The sequence below is a fragment of the Kitasatospora sp. NPDC059646 genome, from assembly GCF_042734615.1.
In the GTDB taxonomy this organism is placed as follows: Bacteria; Actinomycetota; Actinomycetes; order Streptomycetales; family Streptomycetaceae; genus Kitasatospora.
Map to the genome: position 1 here is coordinate 33,821 of NZ_JBHWDS010000011.1, position 19,729 is coordinate 53,549.

Here is a 19,729-nt window from a genome sequence, read left to right on the forward strand (position 1 = left end):
CGCGCCGCGGCGAGCGGCGGCGCGGGGCCCGGTGGTGTCCGGGCGCACCCAGGTGCGCTGTGCGCCCGCCGCGGGCCCGGTGCGGCGGGTGTTTGAGCTGCCGGGCACTGGCTAGCCGCTGGGCATGGCCTTCACACCGGAGTCCCGCACACCGCGACCCGCCGCCGCCCGCGTCGCCGGCGGCCGGCCGGTCCCCGAACCGCGACCGTCCGGGCCGGTCGGAGCGGCGCAGGCGGCGCCGTGGATCCGACCGGGGCGCACCGAGCAGCGGCGGGCGGCCGGCCACCGGACCGCGGCCGTCCTGCTGGACCGCGACGGCACCCTGATCGAGGGAATCGCCTACAACGGCGACCCCGGCCGGGTCTATCCGCGGCGCGGCGTCCGGGAGGCCCTCGAAGAACTGCGCGCCCTCGGGCTGCCGCTCGGCGTGGTCACCAACCAGTCCGGCGTGGGCCGGGGCATCCTGACCCGGGACCAGGTGGAGGTCGTCAACCGCCGGGTCGAGGAGATGCTCGGCCCGTTCGACGTCTGGGCGGTCTGCCCGCACACCCCCGCCGACCGGTGCGAGTGCCGCAAGCCCGCGCCCGGGCTCGTCCTGGCCGCCATCCGCGCCCTGCGGGCCGACCCCCGGCACGCCACCGTGATCGGCGACACCGGCGCGGACCTGGCCGCGGCCGCCGCCGCCGGCGCCCACGGCATCCTGGTGCCCAGCCTCGCCACCCTCCCCGAGGAGATCGAAACCGCCGGTCCGCACTGCGCCGCCGACCTGCCCGCCGCCGTACGGAAGCTGCCGGCCGCCGCGACGGCACCGCGCTGAACGCCCGCCTGCCAACAGCCGTAGGGCGGAGCGGACTTGCGGTGGCCCGGCCCCGCCGGTGATGACCCGGCCGGTGCGGTCCGGGGCGGCGCCGTCGAGGGGCGCCGGAAGCGGGGTGGTTCGGGCGAACACCCGGAGGGTATGCGCCGGTTACGGGGCCGGGCGGGGCACGTCGGGTCCCCGGAGCAGCAGCGCCGAGGTGGAGTGATGGACAGCCCGCACGGTTACCGGATCGCCGTACCCGGGCGTCCGGGTTCGCACGCTCCGCAGGAGACGGTGGTGGTGTACCGGACGGACGACACCACCCCGGAGGGCCACGTCGTCTACCTGGGCGAGGGCGGCCTGCGGGTCGTCGTGCACGGTCTGGTGGCCCGCTTCCTGGAGCCCTACCCGGAAGGGCTGTGCCACCCGTTCGGCTACGCGTACCCGCTGGGCGACTGACGGGGCGTCGGCCGGCCTGCGGGCCCGGGTGGCGGGGCGCGCGGTTCAGTCGGCCGTGAGGAGTTGCGGCGACAGCGTCTTGATCATCGTGTTGGTCCAGCGCATCTGCCGGAGCGTCTGCGGGTGGCAGCGGGTGGCGAGGTCGAGCAGGGCGCTGTCGCGGAGGGCCTGCGCGGCCTGGGCGAGCATCTCCCAGTGCAGGGAGTTGCGGGTGGCGTCGAGGTGCAGCGCGCAGAGGTCGTCCAGCAGGGCGAGTTCGGGTGCGGGGCGCGGGGCGAGGTCCTCGGCGGCCTTGCGGCGCAGCCGGGTGAGCGGGGCGGGCTCGGGCGGGCCGGGCAGGTGCAGTCCGCGGTCGGCGGCGGTGTCGGCGATCCGGCGGGCGTGCTCGCCGGACCAGCGGGCCAGGTCGCTCGCCACGTGGCGCAGTTCGGGTTCGTCGCGGTGCCGGTCGGCGGCGGCCAACAGGTCCTGTTGGAGGGCGAGTTCGCCGTGGTGCAGGGTGCGCAGGACGGCGCTGGTGCCGTTCATGGGATGTCCTTCTCGGCGGTGTCGGAGGTGTCGGAGGTGTCGGCGGCGGGGGGCCGGGGCCCGGCGTCCGGGTCCGGCCCGGGGTCGGTCCGCTGGTCGGCACAGGCGTCGGGCCCGCCGGTGGTGGCGGGGACGGCGGCCGGGTCGGCGGGGGCGGAGGCGGTGGTGGTCGGGGCGGGGGACGGGGTGCCGGCGGAGCGTGCCAGCAGGGTGAGGCGGGCCGCGGCGGTCTTGTACAGCGGCTGCTTGGAGACCGGGTCCCAGTCGGTGACGGTGGTCTCGTTGGCGGCCCGCCCGCCCTCGGGACCGGGGCCGGTGCGGCCGGGGGTGTCCCAGTAGCCGTAGTGGAAGGGCAGGAACAGCAGTCCGTCGCGGATCGCGGTGATCCGCAGCCGGGCGCGGACGGTGCCGCGCCGCGTGCCGACCTCGACCAGGTCGCCCTCCCGCAGGTCCCGCCGCCCGGCCTCGGCGGCGGACAGCTCGACCCACACCTCCGGTGCGGCGGCGTCGAGTTGGGGCACGCGGCCGGTCTTGGTGCGGGTGTGGAAGTGGTACAGGGTACGGCCGGTGGTGAGCTGCAGCGGGTACTGCTCGTCGGTGTCCTCGTGCGGCGGCAGGTACTCGGCGGCCTTCAGCACCGCCCGGCCGTGCGGGTTGAGCGCCCGGTACTCGGTCTCGGAGACGGCCGCGCCGGTGACCAGGTCGCGCCCGTAGGTCTCGCACCGGTCGGGCGCGGCCCAGGAGATGCCGTCGGTGTAGAGGCGCTCGGTGCCCTCGGGGGCGTCGGCGGTGCACGGCCACTGGATGCCGCCGGACTCGCGCAGCCGCGGGTAGGACAGGCCGGTGTAGTCGCACGGGCGGCCGGCCGAGCAGCGCTGCCAGGCGGCGAACGCGGAGGGCGGGTCGTCCCAGCCGATCAGCGGATCGCCGTCGCGGTCGCGGAAGTCCATCCGGCGGGCGTAGTCGAGCAGGATGGCGAGGTCGGAGCGGGCCCCGCCGGGCGGCTCGACGGCCTGTTCGCACAGGTGGACGGTGCGGTCGGCGTTGGTGAAGGTGCCGGTCTTCTCCGCCCAGGTGGCGGCGGGCAGCACCACGTCGGCGAGCAGCGCGGTCTCGGTCGGGTAGATGTCCTGCACCACGGTGAACAGGCCCTCCGAGCGCAGCAGTCGGCGGATCCGGGCGAGTTCGGGCAGCGAGACGGCGGGGTTGGTGCCGGAGATCCACAGCAGCCCGATCGAGCCCTGTTCGGCGTACCGGAAGATCTGCATCGCGGGCGTCGGCGGCCCGTGGTGCGGAATGCGCTCCGGTTCGACGTTCCACAGCTCGGCCAGCTCGGCGACGTGCGAGGCGTTCTCCCAGTTGCGGAAGCCCGGCAGGTCGCCGTCGGCGCCGCACTCGCGGGTGTTCTGGGCGGTCGGCTGGCCGTTCATCTGCAGCACCCCGCAGCCGGGCCGGCCGAGCATGCCGCGCAGCAGGTGCAGGTTGTTCACCTGCACCGCCGCGGCGGTCGCCTGGTGCGACTGGTACACGCCCTGCAGCACGGTGGACAGCAGCGCCCGTGCGTCGCCCAGCAGTTCGGCGGCGCGCTCGATCTCGCGGGCGGGCACGTCGCAGATCGCGGACGCCCAGCGGGGCGTGCAGCGTTCGACGTTCGCGGCCAGCTCGTCGAAGCCGACGGTGTGCGCGTCCAGGAACGCCCGGTCGAGCCGGCCGGTGCGGACGACCTCGTGCAGCAGGGCGTTCAGCAGGGCGACGTTGGTGCCGACCAGGGGCGCCAGGTGCACCTCGGCGCGGGCGGCGACCGGCGTGGGCCGCGGGTCGACGCACAGCAGCCGGGGCGGCGCGGCGCCGGCCAGCCGGTCCAGCACCCGCATCCACAGCACCGGCTGGGTCTCCGCCATGTTGTGCCCGAACAGCGCGAGGGCGTCGCAGTGGTCGACGTCGCGGTACGAGGCGGGCTGGCCGTCGCAGCCGAAGGTCTCCTTCAGCGCCTCGGCGGCGGTCGCGGTGCACAGCCGGGTGTTGCCGTCCAGGTGGCCGGTGCCGATCCCGGCGCGGGCGATCACCGCCAGCGTGTAGTACTCCTCCAGGAACAGCTGCCCGGAGGTGTAGAAGCCGATCGATCCCGGACCGTGCCGCTCCAGGAGCTCCTTCGAACGCCGGACGACCTCGCCCATCGCGGTGTCCCAGTCGGTCTCCACCAGCTGCCCGCCGCGCCGCACCAGCGGCGCGGTCAGCCGGTCGCCGGACCGGTTGGCCTGCCAGCCGAACAGGTCCTTCGGCCCGAGCCGCCCCCGGTTCACCCGGTCCCCGACGCGGCCGCGCACCCCCACGATCCGGCCGTCGCGCACCGCCACGTCCATCGCGTCGCCGTTGGAGTGCAGCAGCGACGCGGCCGGTACCCAGCGCTGCACGTCCCGCTCGGTCAGGCCGTCGGCCAGGTGGGTGTCGCGGCGCACCGGCCACGGCTCCCCCGGTCCGTACGGGGTGCGGTCGCCCCACGGCTCGGCGATCCGGTCCAGTCGTCGGCGCATGACGGCCCTCCTCCACTCGGACGGTGTCGGCACGGCCGCGTGTACCCGGTCGGCGCCGCCTCAGCCCCCCGCCCGGCCACTGCTGCGAACGGACGGAAAACCCGGTGATCCGCGTGCGGACCGCGGCGGCGCGGGCACACGCGAACCATGGTGCGAATCGGATACACGATGATGACGGAGCAGCGCGGACCGACCGACCTGGTGGACGACGCGGTGCGCGCGGAGCGGGCCGGGTTCGACTTCTCGGTGACCTCCGACCACTACTTCCCGTGGCTGGACGAACAGGGCCACGCCCCCAACGCCTGGGCGGTGCTCGGCGCGGCGGCCCGGGCCACCGACGCGCTGCCGCTGATGACGTACGTGACCTGCCCGACCTTCCGCTACCACCCGGTGGTGGTGGCGCAGCAGGCCGCGACCGTCCAGCTGCTCTCCGGCGGCCGGTTCCGGCTCGGGCTGGGCAGCGGCGAGAACCTCAACGAGCACGTGGTGGGCCGGGGTTGGCCGGCCGCCGCGGTGCGTCAGGAGATGCTGGCGGAGGCCGTGGAGATCATCCGGGCGCTGTTCGCCGGCGGGTACGTCACCCACCACGGGCGGCACTTCCAGGTGGACGGCGCGAAACTGTGGGACCTGCCCGATGAGCCCCCGCCGATCGGCGTCGCCGTGTCCGGCCCGGTCTCCTGCGCGCTCGCCGGACGCCTCGCCGACCTGGTGATCGCCGTCCAGCCGGAACGGCGGCTGCTGACCTCGTTCGCCGAGCACGGCGGCGCCGGGAAGCCCGCCGTCGGACAGGTGCCGGTCTGCTTCGACCGCGACCGCGACGCCGCCGTCACCCGCGCCCACCAGCAGTTCCGCTGGTTCGGCGGCGGCTGGAAGGTCAACGCCGACATCCCCGGCACCGCCGGCTTCGCCGCCGCCACCGCGTACGTCCGACCCGAGGACGTCGCCGCGTCCATCCCCTGCGGCGACCGGACCGAGGACTTCGTCGACGCCGTCCGCCCCTACGTGGAGGCCGGGTTCGACGAGGTGGCGCTGATCCAGATCGGCGGCGACAGCCAGCCCGCCTTCACGGACTGGGCGGAGCGCGAACTGCTGCCCGCGCTCCGCGAACTCCGACGGCCCGGTCACTGACGGCACGTCACCTCCAGCGACGGGGCGGCACGGTCAGGGCCGGAAGAGCACCTTGACCGCGCCGTCCCGCTTCTGCTGGAACATCTCGTACGCGGCGGGCGCCTCGTCCAGCGGCAGGTGGTGGGTGGCGAAGCCGTCCACGCCGAGCGGGTCGGCGTCGGTGAGCAGCGGCAGCAGGTCGTCCGTCCAGCGGCGGACGTTGGCCTGGCCCATCCGCAACTGGATCTGCTTGTCGAACATGGTGAGCAGCGGCAGCGGGTCGGTCATGCCGCCGTACACGCCCACCACGGAGATCGTGCCGCCGCGGCGCACCAGGTCGACGGCCAGGTGCAGGGCGTGCAGGCGGTCCACGCCGGCACGCTGCATCAGGGCACGGGCCAGGGCGTCCGGCAGCAGCCCGGCGGCGCGCTGCGCGACCGCCGCGCCGGGGGAGCCGTGCGCCTCCATGCCGACCGCGTCGATCACGCTGTCCGCGCCGAGGCCGTCGGTCAGGTCGAGCACCGTCTCCGGCAGCAGCTCGGGCCGGTCGGTCAGGTCCAGGACGATCGCCCCGCGCTCCCGGGCGCGCTCCAGCCGCTCGGGCACCAGGTCCACGCCGATCACCCGCCGCACGCCGGGCCGCTGGAGGGCGATCCGCACGCACATGTCGCCGATCGGCCCGAGCCCGAGCACCAGCAGCGTCCCGCCGTCCGGGACGTCCGCGTACTCGACGGCCTGCCAGGCCGTCGGCAGCACGTCCGACAGGAACACGAACCGGTCGTCCGGCGGCCCCTCCGGCACCTTCACCGGCAGCGTGTCGCCGAACGGGACGCGCAGCAGCTCCGCCTGCCCGCCGGGGACCTGGCCGTACAGCTTGGTGTAGCCGAACAGCGCCGCGCCGCTCCCGTAGTCGCGCACCTGAGTGGTCTCGCACTGCGACTGCAGGCCGGCCGCGCACATCCGGCAGGTGCCGCAGCTGACGTTGAACGGCACCACCACCCGGTCGCCCGGATGCAGGGTGCGCACCTCCGGGCCGGTCTCCCGGACCACGCCCATCGCCTCGTGGCCGAGGATGTCGCCCGGATCGAGGAACGGCCCGAGCACCTCGTACAGGTGCAGGTCGGAACCGCACAGGCCGGTCGACGTCACCTCCACCAGCACATCCGTCGGGTCCTCGATCCGCGGGTCGGGCACCTGCTCCACCCGGACGTCCCGCCTGCCCTGCCACGTCACCGCACGCATCGTGCACTCCCATCGCTCGGCACTCGGCTTCGGGCCCGCGTCTGCCCGGGACGGCCGAAGGCCAAGCGGCCCCGCCGCCGTCCGCACCGACGGCCGGGCATGTCCGGTCGCGGCCGCCCCCGCCGGGCCGGTCGGCGGCAGGGCCGGCGGTTTCCGCTCGCGGCAGGCGGGCAGGCGCGGCGCATGGACCAGTCGCAGGCTCCCGTGCTGGAAGCGCTTTCCGCACTGCACGCCAACCCGCTCACCGCGTTCACGCCGCCCGGCCACAAGCAGGGCCGCGGCACCGACCCCCGGGTGCTGGACGTGCTCGGCGCGGACGTGTTCCGCTCCGACGTCCTCGCCACCGGCGGCCTGGACGACCGCACCGACTCGCACGGCACCCTCCAACGCGCCCAGGAGCTGATGGCCGAAGCCGTCGACGCCGACCACACCTTCTTCTCCACCTGCGGCAGCTCGCTGTCCGTGAAGGCCGCGATGCTGGCCGTCGCCGGACCGCACGAACACCTGCTGGTCGGCCGGGACGCCCACAAGTCGGTGATCGCCGGGCTGATCCTGGCCGGCATCCGCCCGATCTGGGTCGACCCGGCCTGGGACGCCGAACGCCACCTCGCACACCCGCCCACCGCCGACGCCTACCGGGCCGCCCTCGCCGCCCACCCCGAGGCCCGCGGCGCACTCGTCACCTCGCCCACCCCGTACGGCAGTTGCGCCGACCTCCGGGCGATCGCCGACGCCTGCCACGAGCACGGCGTCCCGCTGCTGGTCGACGAGGCATGGGGCGCGCACCTGCCGTTCCACCACCAGCTGCCCGCCTGGGCGATGGACGCCGGCGCCGACCTCTGCGTCACCTCCGTCCACAAGATGGGCTCCGGCCTGGAACAGGGCTCCGTCTTCCACCTGCGCGGCGACCTGATCGACCCCGTCGTGCTCGGCCGGTGCGCCGACCTGCTCGACACCACCAGCCCCAACGTCCTGATCTACGCGGCCCTCGACGGCTGGCGCCGGCAAATGGTCCAGCACGGCCCCCGGCTGTACGACGACGCGCTCGCGCTGGCCGCGCAGACCCGCGACCGGATCGACGCCATCGACGGCATGCACGTCCACGGCCGCGCCGACTTCTGCGGACCCGGCCTCGCCGCCGACCTCGACCCGCTCCAGATCATCATCGACATCACCGCGCTCGGCACCACCGGCTACCGGGCCGGCGACTGGCTGCGCGCCCACCACCAGATCACCGCCCACCTGTGCGACCACCGCCGGATCAGCGCCCAACTCACTCACGCCGACGACCCGGTGAGCACCGGCGCCCTGCTCGACGCGCTCGCCGAACTCGCCGTCCACGCCCCGGAACTGACCCCCGCCCAGCAGGTCGACGTCCCCGATCCCAAGGAACTCCGGCTGGAACAGGCCGAGTTGCCGCGCGACGCGTTCTTCGGACCGGTCGAGACGGTCGAACTCACCGACGCGGACGGCCGGATCGCCGCCGAGATGCTCACCCCCTACCCGCCCGGCATCCCCGCCGCACTGCCCGGCGAACGGCTGAACCGCCCCGTCCTCGACTACCTGCGCACCGGCCGCGCCGCCGGCATGCTCGTCCCGGACGCCGCCGACCCGGAGCTGCGCACCGTCCGCGTGGCGGCGAGAAGCTGACGCAGGGTCACGACCGCGGCCGACGCCCGGACCGGACGGCCGTCAGAGGGCGAGGCGGCGGGCCTCGGCCACGACCTCCTCGTCGATCTCCGACCGCGACCCCGGACACCCGTGGCCGAGCACGTCGTACGCCTCGTCGAGCGCGGCGAGCTGCTCCACCAACGGCGGCTCGTGGCCGAAGTGCCGGTGGATCCGCGACGCGAGCTGCCGGGCGGTCAGCTCACCGGCGAGCATCCGGCGGGCGAGGGCCCGGGCGGCGGCCTCCCGGCCGGGAACGGTGTTGGCGGGAGGCAGGACGTCGGCGGGAGGCAGGAGGAGGCCGAGTTCGGCGAAGGCGGCAGGGAGCAGGTCGGGCACCTCGCGGTCGGCTTCGGCGCGGGTGCAGGCCGCGAGCTCCCGCAGGCCGGGGCTGTCGAGGCGATTTCGAGCGGGGCTCAAGGTCGACTGCGGGGGCCGTGCGGGTGGTGCGGGGCGGGGCAGGGCGGTTGGTGGGGCGGGCGGTTTGGTGGCCGGGGTGAGGTCGGTCGGGGCTCAAGATCCCTGGGCTCCGGGCTCGTTGGTCCGGCCGGCCGCGCGGTCCGCGAGGGTGGTGAGGGCCGGGACGAGGCGGCCGGTGCGGCGGGCGGCCTCGTGGCCCGGGCAGTTGTGGTCCGGGTCCGGGCCGGGTCCCGGGAGCAGCCGGCCGGCGAAGGCGAGCAGCCGGCCGGTGGTCGCGGGGGCGACGCCCTGGAGGCGGGTGGCGAGCTTCGCGGCCGGGGTCAGGGTCAGCTCGGCCCGGCCGGACTCGGCGGCGCGGACGATGCGCCGGGCGGCGCGGCCCGCGTCCATGGACAGCAGCGGCGCGCCGGACGCGGTGGCGAACCAGGAGTACTCGTGCCGGGCCCGGCCCGAGAACCGGGCGGCCAGGTGGGAGCCGGTCCGCATCAGTCCCGGTGTCACCGTGGTGACCTGGACCCCGGTGCCGGACAGCTCCACCCGCAGGCCGCGGGAGAGCGCGGCCAGCGCGGCCTTCGCCGTGTCGTACGGCAGCAGGTGCGGGGCGGGCACGGGGCCGCCGATCGAGGCGATGGTCACCAGCGAGCCCGTGCCGCGTTCGCGCATGCCGGGCAGGACGGCCAGGATCAGTTCGAGCGGGGCGCGGACCATGGTGTCCCAGGCGGTGCGGAAGTCGTCCTCGTCCAGGGCGGCCAGCGGGCCGACCTGGATCACCCCGGCGTTGTTGACCAGCAGGTCGATCGGCCCGAGCCGGGCGGTCACCCGTTCCACGAGGTCGCGTGGCGCGCCGGGTGCCGTCAGGTCGCACTCCAGGGCCGCGAAGCCGGTGGTCAGTTCCGCCAACCGCCGCTCGGCGACCAGGAGTTGCTGCCGGTCGCGGGCGCACACGGCGACCCGGCAGCCGCGCCGGGCCAGCTCCTCGGCGATCAGCAGGCCCAGCCCGCGCGAGCCGCCCGTCACCAGCGCCGTCCTCCCTGCCAGATCCACCCGTGCCACGGCCGCCACCTCTCCTTCGCCGGTTTCTGTCGCTTCCTGTGCGGCGCGCCTGCCCGAGCCGGGCGGGGCAGAAACGGCAGCGGGACGGATCCGGCGGAGCCGGCAGCCGGCGGGCACGACGGCGACCGACCGGCGGAACCGCACCGGGCGCGGCCGGGTGCGGAAGGGGATTTCACCCGATGAGTCCCGTTTCCTGTTCCGCTCGGCCGGTTAGCCGTGTCGATGAGCGTGACGCCCGCCGGCCGGATCCGACGGGCCACCGACCACGTCCCGGAGGAGAACCTCATGCACGGCGAAGACACCCATCCCGACGTCCCAGGCGCGCCGACGTCCGAGGAGCCGACGGTGCAGGAGCCGACGGAGCCGCGCGAGCCGCTGCCGCCCAAGCCGGACCAGGGCGCTCCGGCCCCGCTCTCCGCGACCGGTCGCGGCCCGCAGGACGGTACGGCGGCCAGGTCGCAGGACGGTGCGTACCTGACGAACGCCCAGGGCACCCGGCTGCCGGACTCCGACCACTCGCTGAAGGCCGGCCCGCGCGGGCCGGTGCTGCTCCAGGACCACCACCTGCGCGAGAAGATCACCCACTTCGACCACGAGCGGATCCCCGAGCGGGTCGTCCACGCCCGCGGGGCCGCCGCGCACGGCGTCTTCGAGTCGTACGGGGCGGGCGCCGGGATCACCCGTGCCGCGTTCCTCGCCGCCGGGGCCCGGACCCCGGTGTTCGTGCGGTTCTCCACCGTGCTCGGCTCGCGCGGCTCCGCCGACACCGTCCGCGACACCCGCGGCTTCGCGACCAAGTTCTACACCGACGAGGGCGTGTTCGACCTGGTCGGCAACAACATCCCGGTGTTCTTCATCCAGGACGCGATCAAGTTCCCGGACGTCATCCATGCGGGCAAGCCGCACCCGGACCGGGAGATCCCGCAGGCGCAGTCCGCCCACGACACGTTCTGGGACTTCGTCTCGCTGCACACCGAGGCCACCCACCACACGCTGTGGAACATGTCCGACCGGGGCATCCCGCGTTCCTACCGGATGATGGAGGGCTTCGGCATCCACACCTTCCGGCTGGTCGCCGAGGACGGCTCCACCTGCCTGGTCAAGTGGCACTGGAAGCCGAAGCTCGGCGTGCACTCGCTGACCTGGGACGAGGCCCAGCAACTCGGCGGCCTCGACCCGGACTTCCACCGCCGCGACCTCGCCGACGCGATCGAGGCCGGCGCGTTCCCGCAGTGGGAGCTGGGCGTCCAGGTCATGCCCGACACGCCGGAGCAGACCTTCGAGGGCATCGACCTGCTCGACCCGACCAAGATCGTCCCCGAGGAGCTGGTCCCGGTCCGGCCGCTCGGCCTGATGACGCTCAACGCCAACCCCACCAACTTCTTCGCCGAGACCGAACAGGTCGCCTTCCACCCCGGGCACCTCGTCCCCGGCATCGACATCACCGACGACCCGCTGCTGTCCGGGCGGCTGTTCTCCTACCTGGACACCCAGATCACCCGGCTCGGCGGCCCCAACTTCGCGCAGATCCCGATCAACCGCACCCACGCGCCCGTCAACGACATGCTGCGCGACGGCTTCCACCAGGACGCCGTCCACACCGGCGTCGCCCCGTACAAGCCCAACTCGCTGGACGGCGGCTGCCCGTTCTTCGCCGGCGCCGACGAGCACGCGTTCATCGAACACCCGCTGCCCGTCGCCGAGTCGAAGAAGGTACGGGAGTCCCCGGCGTCCTTCGCCGACCACTTCAGCCAGCCCCGGCAGTTCTGGCTGAGCATGACGCCCGTCGAGCAGGAACACATCATCGCCGCCTACACCTTCGAACTCGGCAAGTGCCGGGAGCCCGCCGTCCGCGAACGCACCCTGCTCGCCCTCGCCCGGATCGACGCCCGGCTCTGCGCCCAGGTCGCCGACGGCCTCGGCCTGCCCGCACCCGAGGCCGAGACCGTCGACATCGACCCCAGTCCCGCGCTGTCCCAGCTCGGCGGACGCTGGCCGGTCGCCGGGCGCACCGTCGGCATCCTCACCGGGCCCGACACCGATCCCGACGCGCTCGCCGCCGTCCGCGAGGCCGCCCTCGCCGCCGACCTCGTCCCCCTGGTGGTCGCCGCCACCGGCGGCGACCCCGACAGCGTCCAGCGCAGCTTCGCCACCGCCCGGTCCGTCGAGTTCGACGCCGTCCTGCTGGCCGGCACCCCCGCCCCCGCGGGCGACGCCACGCCCGCCCGCGACGCCCGCGCCGCCGGCCCCGACGACACCGTCGACCCGCGCATCGTCCTGCTGCTCGGCGAAGCCTGGCGCCACGCCAAGGCCATCGGCGGCTGGGGCCCGGCCCGCGACGCCCTCGCCGCCGCCGGCCTGCCCGCCGACGGCGAGGGCGTGGTGCTGGGCGACGACCCCGTACGGGTGCTGCGCGAGGTGGCCGATCTGCTCGCCGAGCACCGGGTGTGGAAGCGCTTTCCCGCTCCGGGCGGGGACGGGCAGTGAGTGACGGGGCGTCCGGTCGGCCGCCGAGCAGCAGCCGCCTCCCGACCGGGTAGACGTCCCGGGCCCCGGTGTCGCCGTACGCCCCGTAGCGGACGGCGACACCGGGGCCTTCGCCGCTGGAGCCCCGCGAGAAGCAGGTCGAGGAAGACCGGCCGCGGGCGACACGCACGCCGTACGGGTCGATGCGCGGGGGCCACCTCCCTCGGCGCGGCCACCGGCGGGCTCCACGGCGGCTCCCCCGAATCGCGACGCCCTGCCCACCGAGATGTTCGGCACCTGAGGGCGGCCGGGACACCGACGACATCCTCGACGACCGGGGTGGCGCCCCCGAGGCCGTCGGCCCGGCCGGCTCGGCCCCCGTGGCGCAGGACCGGTCCGTGCGGTCGGTGCGGTCGGTCGGTGTCGGAACCTGCGGCCGCCCGGGGCCGACGCGCGTGCGGGGTGAGTTGCTGCGCGTCCGGCCCCGGGCGGGGCTTGACGGGGGATCAGGTTGTCGAGGGGCCTGCCCGAGGTGGGGCGAGTCGGGCAGGCGGCGTCGGCCCGGAAGACGGTGGCTCGGAAGACGGCGGCTCAGACGACGTCGGCTCAGACGACGTCGGCCGGGCGGCCCGCGAAGGCGCTCACCAGGGCGCGGTCGAAGGCCGACAGGTCCGCCGGCTTGCGGCTGGAGACCAGCGTGTTGGGGCCGTCCACACAGATCACCACCTCCTGGTCCACCCAGCGGGCACCCGCGTTCAGCAGGTCCGTCCGCAGGCTCGGCCAGGACGTCAGGGTGCGGCCGTTCACCGCGCCGGCCTCGATCAGCGTCCACGGGCCGTGGCAGATCACCGCGACCGGCTTGCCGCGCGCGAAGAAGCCGCTGACGAAGTCCACGGCATGCCGGTCGGTCCGCAGGAAGTCCGGGTTCGCCACGCCGCCGGGCAGCACCAACGCGTCGAAGTCGGCGGCCGAGGTGTTCGCGGCGACCGCGTCGACGGTGAACTCGTCCCCGCGGTCGAGGTGGTTGAACGCCCGGATCTTCCCCGCCTCGGTGGACACCAGCCGTGGCGTCCCCCCGTGGTCCAGGACCGCCTGCCACGGCGAGGTCAACTCGACCTGCTCCGTCCCTTCGGGGGCCGCCAGAAACGCGACAGTGACTCCGTCCAACTCGTTCATGTCCGCTCTCCGCTCCGGAATTCGCTCGTTCGACCCCCCTCGCGCCGCGTCTCACCACGAACGCCGCCCGCCAAACCGGCCGCCGCCGCCCACGGCGGACCGGTCGGATCCGGCGGGGCCGACACGAAGAGAGAAGAAGGGGAACGACGAGGGAAGGCGAAAACGGGAGGAAATGGACCGGAACGGGCATCCGGGCGGCATAGGCTGGAGCCCGAGGACGGCGGAGGCGGAGGCGAGGAGACGGTGACGGTCGACGAGAACCGGCCCGCGATGGAGGCCACGGTCGACCGGTTGCGGACGGAGCTGGAGGGTCTGCGCTCCGCGATGCGCACCCGGGCGGTGATCGAACAGGCCAAGGGCCTGCTCGTCGGCCGGCTGGGATGCACCCCCGAGGAGGCGTTCGAGGAACTGTCGCGCCGCTCCCAGCAGGAGAACCGCAAACTCGCCCGGATCGCCGCCGACCTGATCGCCACCGCCGCACCCCCACCGGCCGCCCGCACGGCCGGACCGGACCGGACGCCCGGGAGCGCCCCGCCGGCCCGCGACGCCGCTGCGGCCGAGGCACCCGAGGCCGCCGCAGCCGCCCGGACCACCGAGGCCGTTGACGTGTCCGGGCCCGTCGAGGCGGAAGGCCCGGACGGTGCCGCTCCGCCGCCCGCCGGGCCTGCCGCACCCGGGCGGCGCTCCGCCCGGGCCGCGCGGGAGGCCGAACTCGCCACCCGGTTCCACCTCGCCGCCGCGGCCGCCGCCACCGCGGCCAACCCCGACGACCTCGCCGAACGCCTGCACCGGGCCGTCCTCGCCCCGCTCGGCGCGCAGGCCGTCGCACTCGCCGTCCGCGAACCCGACGGCGCCCTGCGGCTGGTGGGCGCGCACGGGGTGACGGCCGGTCAACTCAGCCAGTGGCAGCGGATTCCGCCGCGCACCAGGGTCCCGATGACCGAGGCGCTGCGCACCGGACGCGTCGTGTGGGTCGCCGACCGCGGACAGTTCGCCGCCCGCTACCCGGACCTCACGGGCGAGGACCTGGTCCCCGGCGTCACCGTCTGCGCCCTGCCGCTGCGGACCGAGGACCGGCTGATCGGGGCGATGAAGATCGGCTGGGCCGAACGGTACCGCCCGAGCCGCGCTGCCGAAGCACACCTGGGCGCGCTCGCCGACCTCACCGCCGACGTCCTGGTGCGGATGCCCGCCGGTCCGTCCCCCGACATCGTCGACCCGGCCGGGGCACCCTGGTTCCGGGCGGTGCTGGACGGACTGATCGACCCGGTCCTGGTGCTGACCGCCGTCCGGGACGCCGACGGAGCGGTCACCGACCTGCTGGTGGAGCACGCCAACACCGCCACCGTCGACCTGGCCGGCCGCGCCGCCGCCGACCTGCAGGGACGCCGGCTGTCCGAGCTGTACCCCGGCATGGTCGCCTCCGGCGCGTTCGACCGGCTGCGGGCCGCCGCGGCCGACGGGCTGCCCTACCGCGGCGAGGCGGAACGTTACGTCGAAACCGTCGCCGGCAGCGCCCGCGCCACCGCGATGACGCTGCACGCCACGCCCTTCCAGGACGGCCTGCTGCTCACCTGGCGCTCCCACGACGAGGCCGAACGGCACCTCGTCCAGGCCGCCCAAGCCGCCCGGCTGGCCGGGCTCGGCACCTGGGAGTGGCGGCCCGGAGAGCGCGAGCTCGGCTGCTCCGACGGCGTTCCCGCCCTGTTCGGCGCCCCCGCCGACGCCGTCCGTCTCGACCCGCGCACCGCGCTCGCCGCCGTCGCCCCCGCCGACCGGGACGCCGTCCGCGCCGCCGCCGACGAGCTGCTGGCCGGCCGGACCACCGGGCCCGTCGACTTCGCCGTCTGCGCCCCCGACGGCTACCGCAGCCTGCGCGCCCTCGGTGAGGCCACCGTCGCCCCCGACGGCCGGCTGCTGGCCGTCGCCGGCGTGGTCCAGGACGTCACCCCCTGGCGGCGTGCCGAACAGGCGCTCAGCGACACCCGCGACCGCCTCGCCGACCAGCGCCGCCGCATCGGCGGCGAACAGCGCGCCGTCCGGGCCCTCCAGCAGGCCCTGATGAGCGCCCCCGCCGGGCGGCCGGTGGCCGGAGTGGAAAGCGCTTTCCGGTACCTGCCGGCCGAACGCGACGGCAAGGTCGGCGGCGACTGGTACGACCTGCTCGACCTCCCCGACGGGTCCGTCCTGCTCGCCGTCGGCGACGTCTCCGGACACGGCCTGCCCGCCGCCGCCGCGATGTCCCAACTGCGCCACGCGCTGCGCGGCATCGCCTACGACGCCCCCGAGCCCGCCCGCATCCTCGACCGGCTCAACCGGATCCTCTGCCACCAGCGCGCCGACCACATCGCCGGCGTCGCCGTCGCCCGCCTCGACCCCCGCACCGGCCGGCTCACCTGGGCCCGGGCCGGCCACCTGCCGCCCGTCCTGCTGCACCGCGGCGCCGCCCGCCCGCTCGACCCTCCCGCCGGCATGGTCCTCGGCGTCGCCCCCCGCGCCCGCTACGGCACCGCCGAACTGACCCTCGCCCCCGGCGACCGGCTCCTGCTCTACACCGACGGCCTGATCGAACGACGCGGCACCGACCTCGGCACCGGCCTCGACCGACTGCTGCACGCCTGCAGCGAGTACCGGGCCCCCGGACTCGACGGCCTCCTCGACCACCTGCTCCGCCGCCTCGGCGCACCCAACCCCCTCGACGACACCTGCCTCCTCGCCGTCCGCCTCACCGGCACGGGCGGGGAAGCCTACTGACGACCCCTCAGGGCGTGCGACGCGTCGGGGCGTGCCACGGTCGGAGCCGCGGATTCCGGTCGGCCGCCGTCGAGGCCGGCCCCGCCGGGCCCCTCACCGGAGGCCTCGGAACCGGAGGCCTCGGACGATCGGCCGGGTCAGTTCTCGCGGGTGTCGCCGAAGCGGAACAGGCGGTGCATCCGCTCGTGCCAGGGCAGTTCGGGGGCGACCAGGTCGTCCGGCGGCAGGGTGGTGCGCGGACCGGTGGTCGGGGGCAGCGGGGCCGGGGTCCGTTCGGTGTCGCGGGCCTGTTCGCCCAGCGCCACCAGCCGGACCGGGGTGGCCTGCTCGCGGACCGCCGGGAACACCCGGGCCTCCTCCAGGCCGAAGTGCCCCGTCGCCTCCTCGATCAGCCGGGCCAGCAGCCGGTCGAACTCCGCAGAGCCGGCCGGAGCCGCCCGCAACCCGCGCACCAGGCTGTACATCGCCGCATGCGAGTTCCGGCAGTGCGCCACCGGATCGTCGGCCGGCGGGCGTCCGTGACCGGCGATCGGGTACAGGTACTCGTCCTCCGCCGCCAGGTGCCGCACCAGCGTGTCGGCAGTGAGGAACGCCAAACGGTCCCGCCGGGGGTCGCCCAGCGGCAGACCGGCGAGCTCACTGAAGCGCACCCGCAGCACGTCGTGGTCGGTGGTCAGCTGTTCCAACAGGTCCAACTCCAGCTCGGTCGCCATCGTCAGCACCTCTTCGTCCACGGTCCAGCCCCCTTCCCATGGCCTGCCCGGCCCCGCGCACCGGAAACCCGTGACGGACCACCGCAGCGTGCGAGCGACCGGTGCGAACGCGCTGGTCGGCCCGGTCGGCGGCCCGCCGGTGCGCCGCGCGGTCGAAGGCGCCCGGGCGAGCGGTTTGCGGGCGGCCACGGGCCCGTGGGTGGGCGGTCGGCCGTTTCGGGCGCGCGCCGGTGGGCAGCCGCGAGTCCGTGCGAGTGCCATCGAACGGTTCTTCCGCCGGCTGCAGTGCGCGGCTGGCGCGGCAGGTGACGGCGGCGTTGGCGGCTTCGGGGCACACGGTGGCGGTGGCCGAGTCGCTGACCGGCGGGCTGCTGGCGGCGGCGCTGGCGGACGCGCCCGGCGCCGGGACGGTGTTCCGGGGCGGGGTGGTGGCGTACGCGACCGGACTGAAGCGGGAGTTGCTCGGCGTGGACGAAGAACTGCTGCGTGCGGAGGGGCCGGTGGATCCGCAGGTCGCGGCAGCCATGGCGGACGGCGTCCGGCGGATCTGCGACACCACGTACGGTCTGGCGACCACGGGGGCGGCCGGTCCGGAGCCGCAGGGGGACGCCGAACCGGGCGTCGTGTACGTGGCGTTGGCGACTCCGACGCTCACCCTGGTGGACCGTCCGTCCCCGGTCTCCGGGGACCGCCACGCCGTCCAGCAGCGGGCCGTCCGCAGCGCCCTGGAGCTGTTCCGGCGGACGTTGCGGCCGTCGGCCGACGGCGGGGGCGACGGTGCGGCTGCGGACGAGTGACCCGAACCGTCCCGGGTGGCGGCGGGTGCGGCAGGGGCGCGGGTTCGGCTACCGGGACGTCCACGGGGCGGTGATCCACGATCCGGCGGTGCGCCGCCGCCTGGCCGAACTGGCCATTCCGCCCGCCTGGACGGAGGTGTGGATCTGTCCCGATCCGCGCGGCCACCTCCAGGCGGTCGGCACCGACGCGGCGGGTCGGCGGCAGTACCTGTACCACCCGGAGTTCCGGGCCCAGCAGGAGGCGGCGAAGCACGCGCACGTGCTGGCGGTCGCGGAGCGGCTGCCGGCGGTGCGGGCCGTGGTGGCCGAGGACCTGGCGCGGCGCGGACTGTGCCGGGCCAGGGTGCTGGCCGCCGCCGCGCGGCTGCTCGACCTCGGACTGTTCCGCGCCGGATCGTCGACCTACGTCGAGGAGAACGGGAGCTACGGGCTGACGACGCTGCTGCGCGAGCAGGTCGCGGTGCGCGGCGAACGGATCCGGTTCGAGTATCCGGCGAAGTCCGGGCGGCGGCGCGAACTGACCGTCGTGGACCGGGAGTGCGCCGCCGTGGTGCGGTCCCTGCTGCGGCGGCGCGACCCGGCGCCCGGCCTGTGGGCGTACTGGGAGGGCCGTCGGTGGCGTCCGGTGGACGCCGGTGCGCTCAACGCCTACCTGCGCGAGGCGTCCGGCGTCGACCTGACCGCGAAGGACCACCGCACCTGGCACGCGACAGTCCTGGCCGCCGTCGGGCTGGCCGTCTCCTGGCCGCAGGCGGCCCGCTCGCCGGCGGCGCGGCGGCGGGCCGCGACCCGGGTCGTGCGCGAGGTGGCCGGCTACCTCGGCAACACCCCGGCCGTCTGCCGCGCCTCCTACCTGAACCCGACGCTGTTCGAGTGCTTCGACCGCGGCGTCACGGTGGCCGACGCGCTGCCCGACCTCGCCGCCGAGACCCAGAACCCCGGGCCGGGCCTGCCGGGCATCGGGCCGGCCGTGGAGCGGGCCGTCGCCCGGATGCTCGGCGGCGACTGAGGGCCTGCGCGGGTCAACTCCGGTGATGCGTCCTCATGCGTCCGGGGAGTCGGCGCGGGGCTCCAGGGCGTCCGGAGGCGTCCGGCGGCCGGATGTTCGCGGCCGTGAGGGCCCGGCTACTTCTCCGGGGGCAGCTCAAGGTCGTCAATGGGGCGGCGGTGGCGGGGCTCGGCCGCGTCGGCGAGCGCGTCGTCCCACGCGTCCGGGGCGTAGCCGTCGTCCGGGCGGTCGGGGGTGTCCGGTGCGGGGGCGGGCTCCGGCCGGTCTTCCGGGAGTTGACCGATCGACGGGTCGCGCAGGCCCTGCTTCCGGGCGAAGTCGGCGGGGGTGGGGGTGTCGCGGTGGGCCATGGGAACTCCCGGGTGGCGGGATCGAGACTGGTCGGGATCCGTCCGGGGACGGGCTGACCAGCGTCTGTACCGGTGGCGCGACCGCGAAACACGGTGCGGGCGGTTGGCGCGGATCTTGCCGGGTAGGCGCGGGGGCGACCCGGCAACCGATCGACAGCGATCACGAACGGCCGAGGGCGGCTGCGCGTGCGCACAGGTGCGAGCGCGACCGTTCCGTGGCGATCGTTCGAGGACAACCGTGAAGGAGCGTGGCCCATGACCGGAGAACACCGCACGTCGTCGCAGCGACCGGAGGACCCCGAGCTGACGGAGGGTCAGGAGCGGCATCTCGGCGAGGGCGACGGCGCACCGATCGTCACGCCGACCCCGACCGAGGTCAGGGACCACCGGCGGGACGAGGCCGGGCAGGAGCCGAAGGCCGAGACCGCGGACCCGGACGAGCCCGAGCCGCCGGCCGCCAACGTCCAGGCGCCGTGAGCCCGGCCGTGAGCCCGGCCGTGACCAGGGCGAGGGCGGTGCCGGCTGCCGCGGACCGGGGCGGAGTGCCGTACCGGCGTACGCCGCGCGGGCGGGGCCGTCCCTGAGAGAGCCGACGCGCCGGGGAGCCCGCCCCCCCCAAACAGGCGGCCCGCGACCCCCCGGGGGTTCGGGTTG

At 75.5% G+C, this 19,729-nt stretch carries 17 protein-coding genes; 9 read left to right on the top strand and 8 right to left on the bottom strand.

Going from position 1 to position 19,729, the window contains the following annotated elements; genetic code table 11:
• The first annotated feature begins 124 nt into the window (after window positions 1-124).
• Window positions 125-817, top strand: coding sequence for a D-glycero-alpha-D-manno-heptose-1,7-bisphosphate 7-phosphatase (locus ACFV1L_RS09815; protein WP_380364577.1), 693 nt, complete (start codon window positions 125-127; stop codon window positions 815-817).
• 207 nt (window positions 818-1,024) lie between these two features.
• Window positions 1,025-1,258 carry a DUF6296 family protein gene (locus ACFV1L_RS09820; RefSeq protein WP_380364579.1) on the top strand — a complete coding sequence of 78 codons (234 nt, stop codon included), beginning with the start codon at window positions 1,025-1,027 and terminating at the stop codon, window positions 1,256-1,258.
• A gap of 45 nt (window positions 1,259-1,303) precedes the next feature.
• On the opposite strand, the gene ACFV1L_RS09825 is transcribed toward ACFV1L_RS09820, so the two are convergent.
• Window positions 1,304-1,786 carry a hypothetical protein gene (locus ACFV1L_RS09825; protein ID WP_380364581.1) on the bottom strand — a complete coding sequence of 161 codons (483 nt, stop codon included), beginning with the start codon at window positions 1,784-1,786 and terminating at the stop codon, window positions 1,304-1,306.
• Entirely contained in the window at window positions 1,783-4,320 is a 2,538-nt protein-coding gene (locus ACFV1L_RS09830) for a molybdopterin oxidoreductase family protein (RefSeq protein ID WP_380364582.1), read from the bottom strand. The genes ACFV1L_RS09825 and ACFV1L_RS09830 overlap by 4 nt, the downstream gene beginning before the upstream one ends.
• A 147-nt stretch (window positions 4,321-4,467) precedes the next feature.
• Between ACFV1L_RS09830 and ACFV1L_RS09835 the strand changes: the two genes are divergently transcribed.
• Entirely contained in the window at window positions 4,468-5,448 is a 981-nt protein-coding gene (locus tag ACFV1L_RS09835; RefSeq protein WP_380364584.1) for a TIGR03557 family F420-dependent LLM class oxidoreductase, read from the top strand.
• A gap of 33 nt (window positions 5,449-5,481) precedes the next feature.
• Here ACFV1L_RS09835 and ACFV1L_RS09840 read toward each other — a convergent pair whose 3' ends face one another.
• Complete coding sequence (locus ACFV1L_RS09840; protein ID WP_380364586.1) at window positions 5,482-6,669, bottom strand: alcohol dehydrogenase catalytic domain-containing protein; 1,188 nt, start codon at window positions 6,667-6,669, stop codon at window positions 5,482-5,484.
• 183 nt (window positions 6,670-6,852) lie between these two features.
• On the opposite strand from ACFV1L_RS09840, the gene ACFV1L_RS09845 reads away from it, so the two are divergent.
• Window positions 6,853-8,319 carry an aminotransferase class I/II-fold pyridoxal phosphate-dependent enzyme gene (locus ACFV1L_RS09845; RefSeq protein WP_380364588.1) on the top strand — a complete coding sequence of 489 codons (1,467 nt, stop codon included), beginning with the start codon at window positions 6,853-6,855 and terminating at the stop codon, window positions 8,317-8,319.
• 42 nt (window positions 8,320-8,361) lie between these two features.
• Here ACFV1L_RS09845 and ACFV1L_RS09850 read toward each other — a convergent pair whose 3' ends face one another.
• Window positions 8,362-8,757 (bottom strand): hypothetical protein, encoded by a 396-nt coding sequence (locus ACFV1L_RS09850; RefSeq protein WP_380364590.1) that lies wholly within the window; start codon window positions 8,755-8,757, stop codon window positions 8,362-8,364.
• Window positions 8,758-8,850: 93 nt separating this feature from the next.
• The gene (locus tag ACFV1L_RS09855) at window positions 8,851-9,810 is read right to left on the bottom strand and encodes an SDR family NAD(P)-dependent oxidoreductase (RefSeq protein ID WP_380364592.1); all 960 of its coding nucleotides are present in this window, start codon (window positions 9,808-9,810) and stop codon (window positions 8,851-8,853) included.
• A gap of 285 nt (window positions 9,811-10,095) precedes the next feature.
• On the opposite strand from ACFV1L_RS09855, the gene ACFV1L_RS09860 reads away from it, so the two are divergent.
• Window positions 10,096-12,297, top strand: a complete 2,202-nt coding sequence (locus ACFV1L_RS09860) for a catalase (RefSeq protein ID WP_380364594.1) — start codon at window positions 10,096-10,098, stop codon at window positions 12,295-12,297.
• A gap of 585 nt (window positions 12,298-12,882) precedes the next feature.
• Here the strand turns inward: ACFV1L_RS09860 and ACFV1L_RS09865 are convergent.
• A complete protein-coding gene (locus ACFV1L_RS09865; RefSeq protein WP_380364596.1) occupies window positions 12,883-13,452 on the bottom strand; it encodes a type 1 glutamine amidotransferase domain-containing protein in 570 nt (189 codons plus the stop codon).
• 243 nt (window positions 13,453-13,695) lie between these two features.
• On the opposite strand from ACFV1L_RS09865, the gene ACFV1L_RS09870 reads away from it, so the two are divergent.
• Window positions 13,696-16,206, top strand: a complete 2,511-nt coding sequence (locus ACFV1L_RS09870) for a SpoIIE family protein phosphatase (protein ID WP_380364598.1) — start codon at window positions 13,696-13,698, stop codon at window positions 16,204-16,206.
• Between the two features lie 137 nt (window positions 16,207-16,343).
• Here the strand turns inward: ACFV1L_RS09870 and ACFV1L_RS09875 are convergent, their stop codons facing one another.
• A complete protein-coding gene (locus tag ACFV1L_RS09875) occupies window positions 16,344-16,940 on the bottom strand; it encodes a hemerythrin domain-containing protein (RefSeq protein WP_380364600.1) in 597 nt (198 codons plus the stop codon).
• 323 nt (window positions 16,941-17,263) lie between these two features.
• Between ACFV1L_RS09875 and ACFV1L_RS09880 the strand changes: the two genes are divergently transcribed.
• Together ACFV1L_RS09880 and ACFV1L_RS09885 are read left to right on the top strand one after the other, a co-directional pair.
• Window positions 17,264-17,716 carry a CinA family protein gene (locus ACFV1L_RS09880; protein WP_380364602.1) on the top strand — a complete coding sequence of 151 codons (453 nt, stop codon included), beginning with the start codon at window positions 17,264-17,266 and terminating at the stop codon, window positions 17,714-17,716.
• Between the two features lie 25 nt (window positions 17,717-17,741).
• Window positions 17,742-18,725, top strand: a complete 984-nt coding sequence (locus ACFV1L_RS09885; RefSeq protein WP_380364605.1) for a DNA topoisomerase IB — start codon at window positions 17,742-17,744, stop codon at window positions 18,723-18,725.
• A 116-nt stretch (window positions 18,726-18,841) separates the two neighbouring features.
• Here ACFV1L_RS09885 and ACFV1L_RS09890 read toward each other — a convergent pair whose 3' ends face one another.
• Window positions 18,842-19,075, bottom strand: coding sequence for a hypothetical protein (locus ACFV1L_RS09890; protein ID WP_380364608.1), 234 nt, complete (start codon window positions 19,073-19,075; stop codon window positions 18,842-18,844).
• A gap of 255 nt (window positions 19,076-19,330) precedes the next feature.
• Here ACFV1L_RS09890 and ACFV1L_RS09895 point away from each other — a divergent pair, with 255 nt between their 5' ends.
• A complete protein-coding gene (locus tag ACFV1L_RS09895) occupies window positions 19,331-19,552 on the top strand; it encodes a hypothetical protein (protein WP_380364610.1) in 222 nt (73 codons plus the stop codon).
• Window positions 19,553-19,729 lie beyond the last annotated feature (177 nt).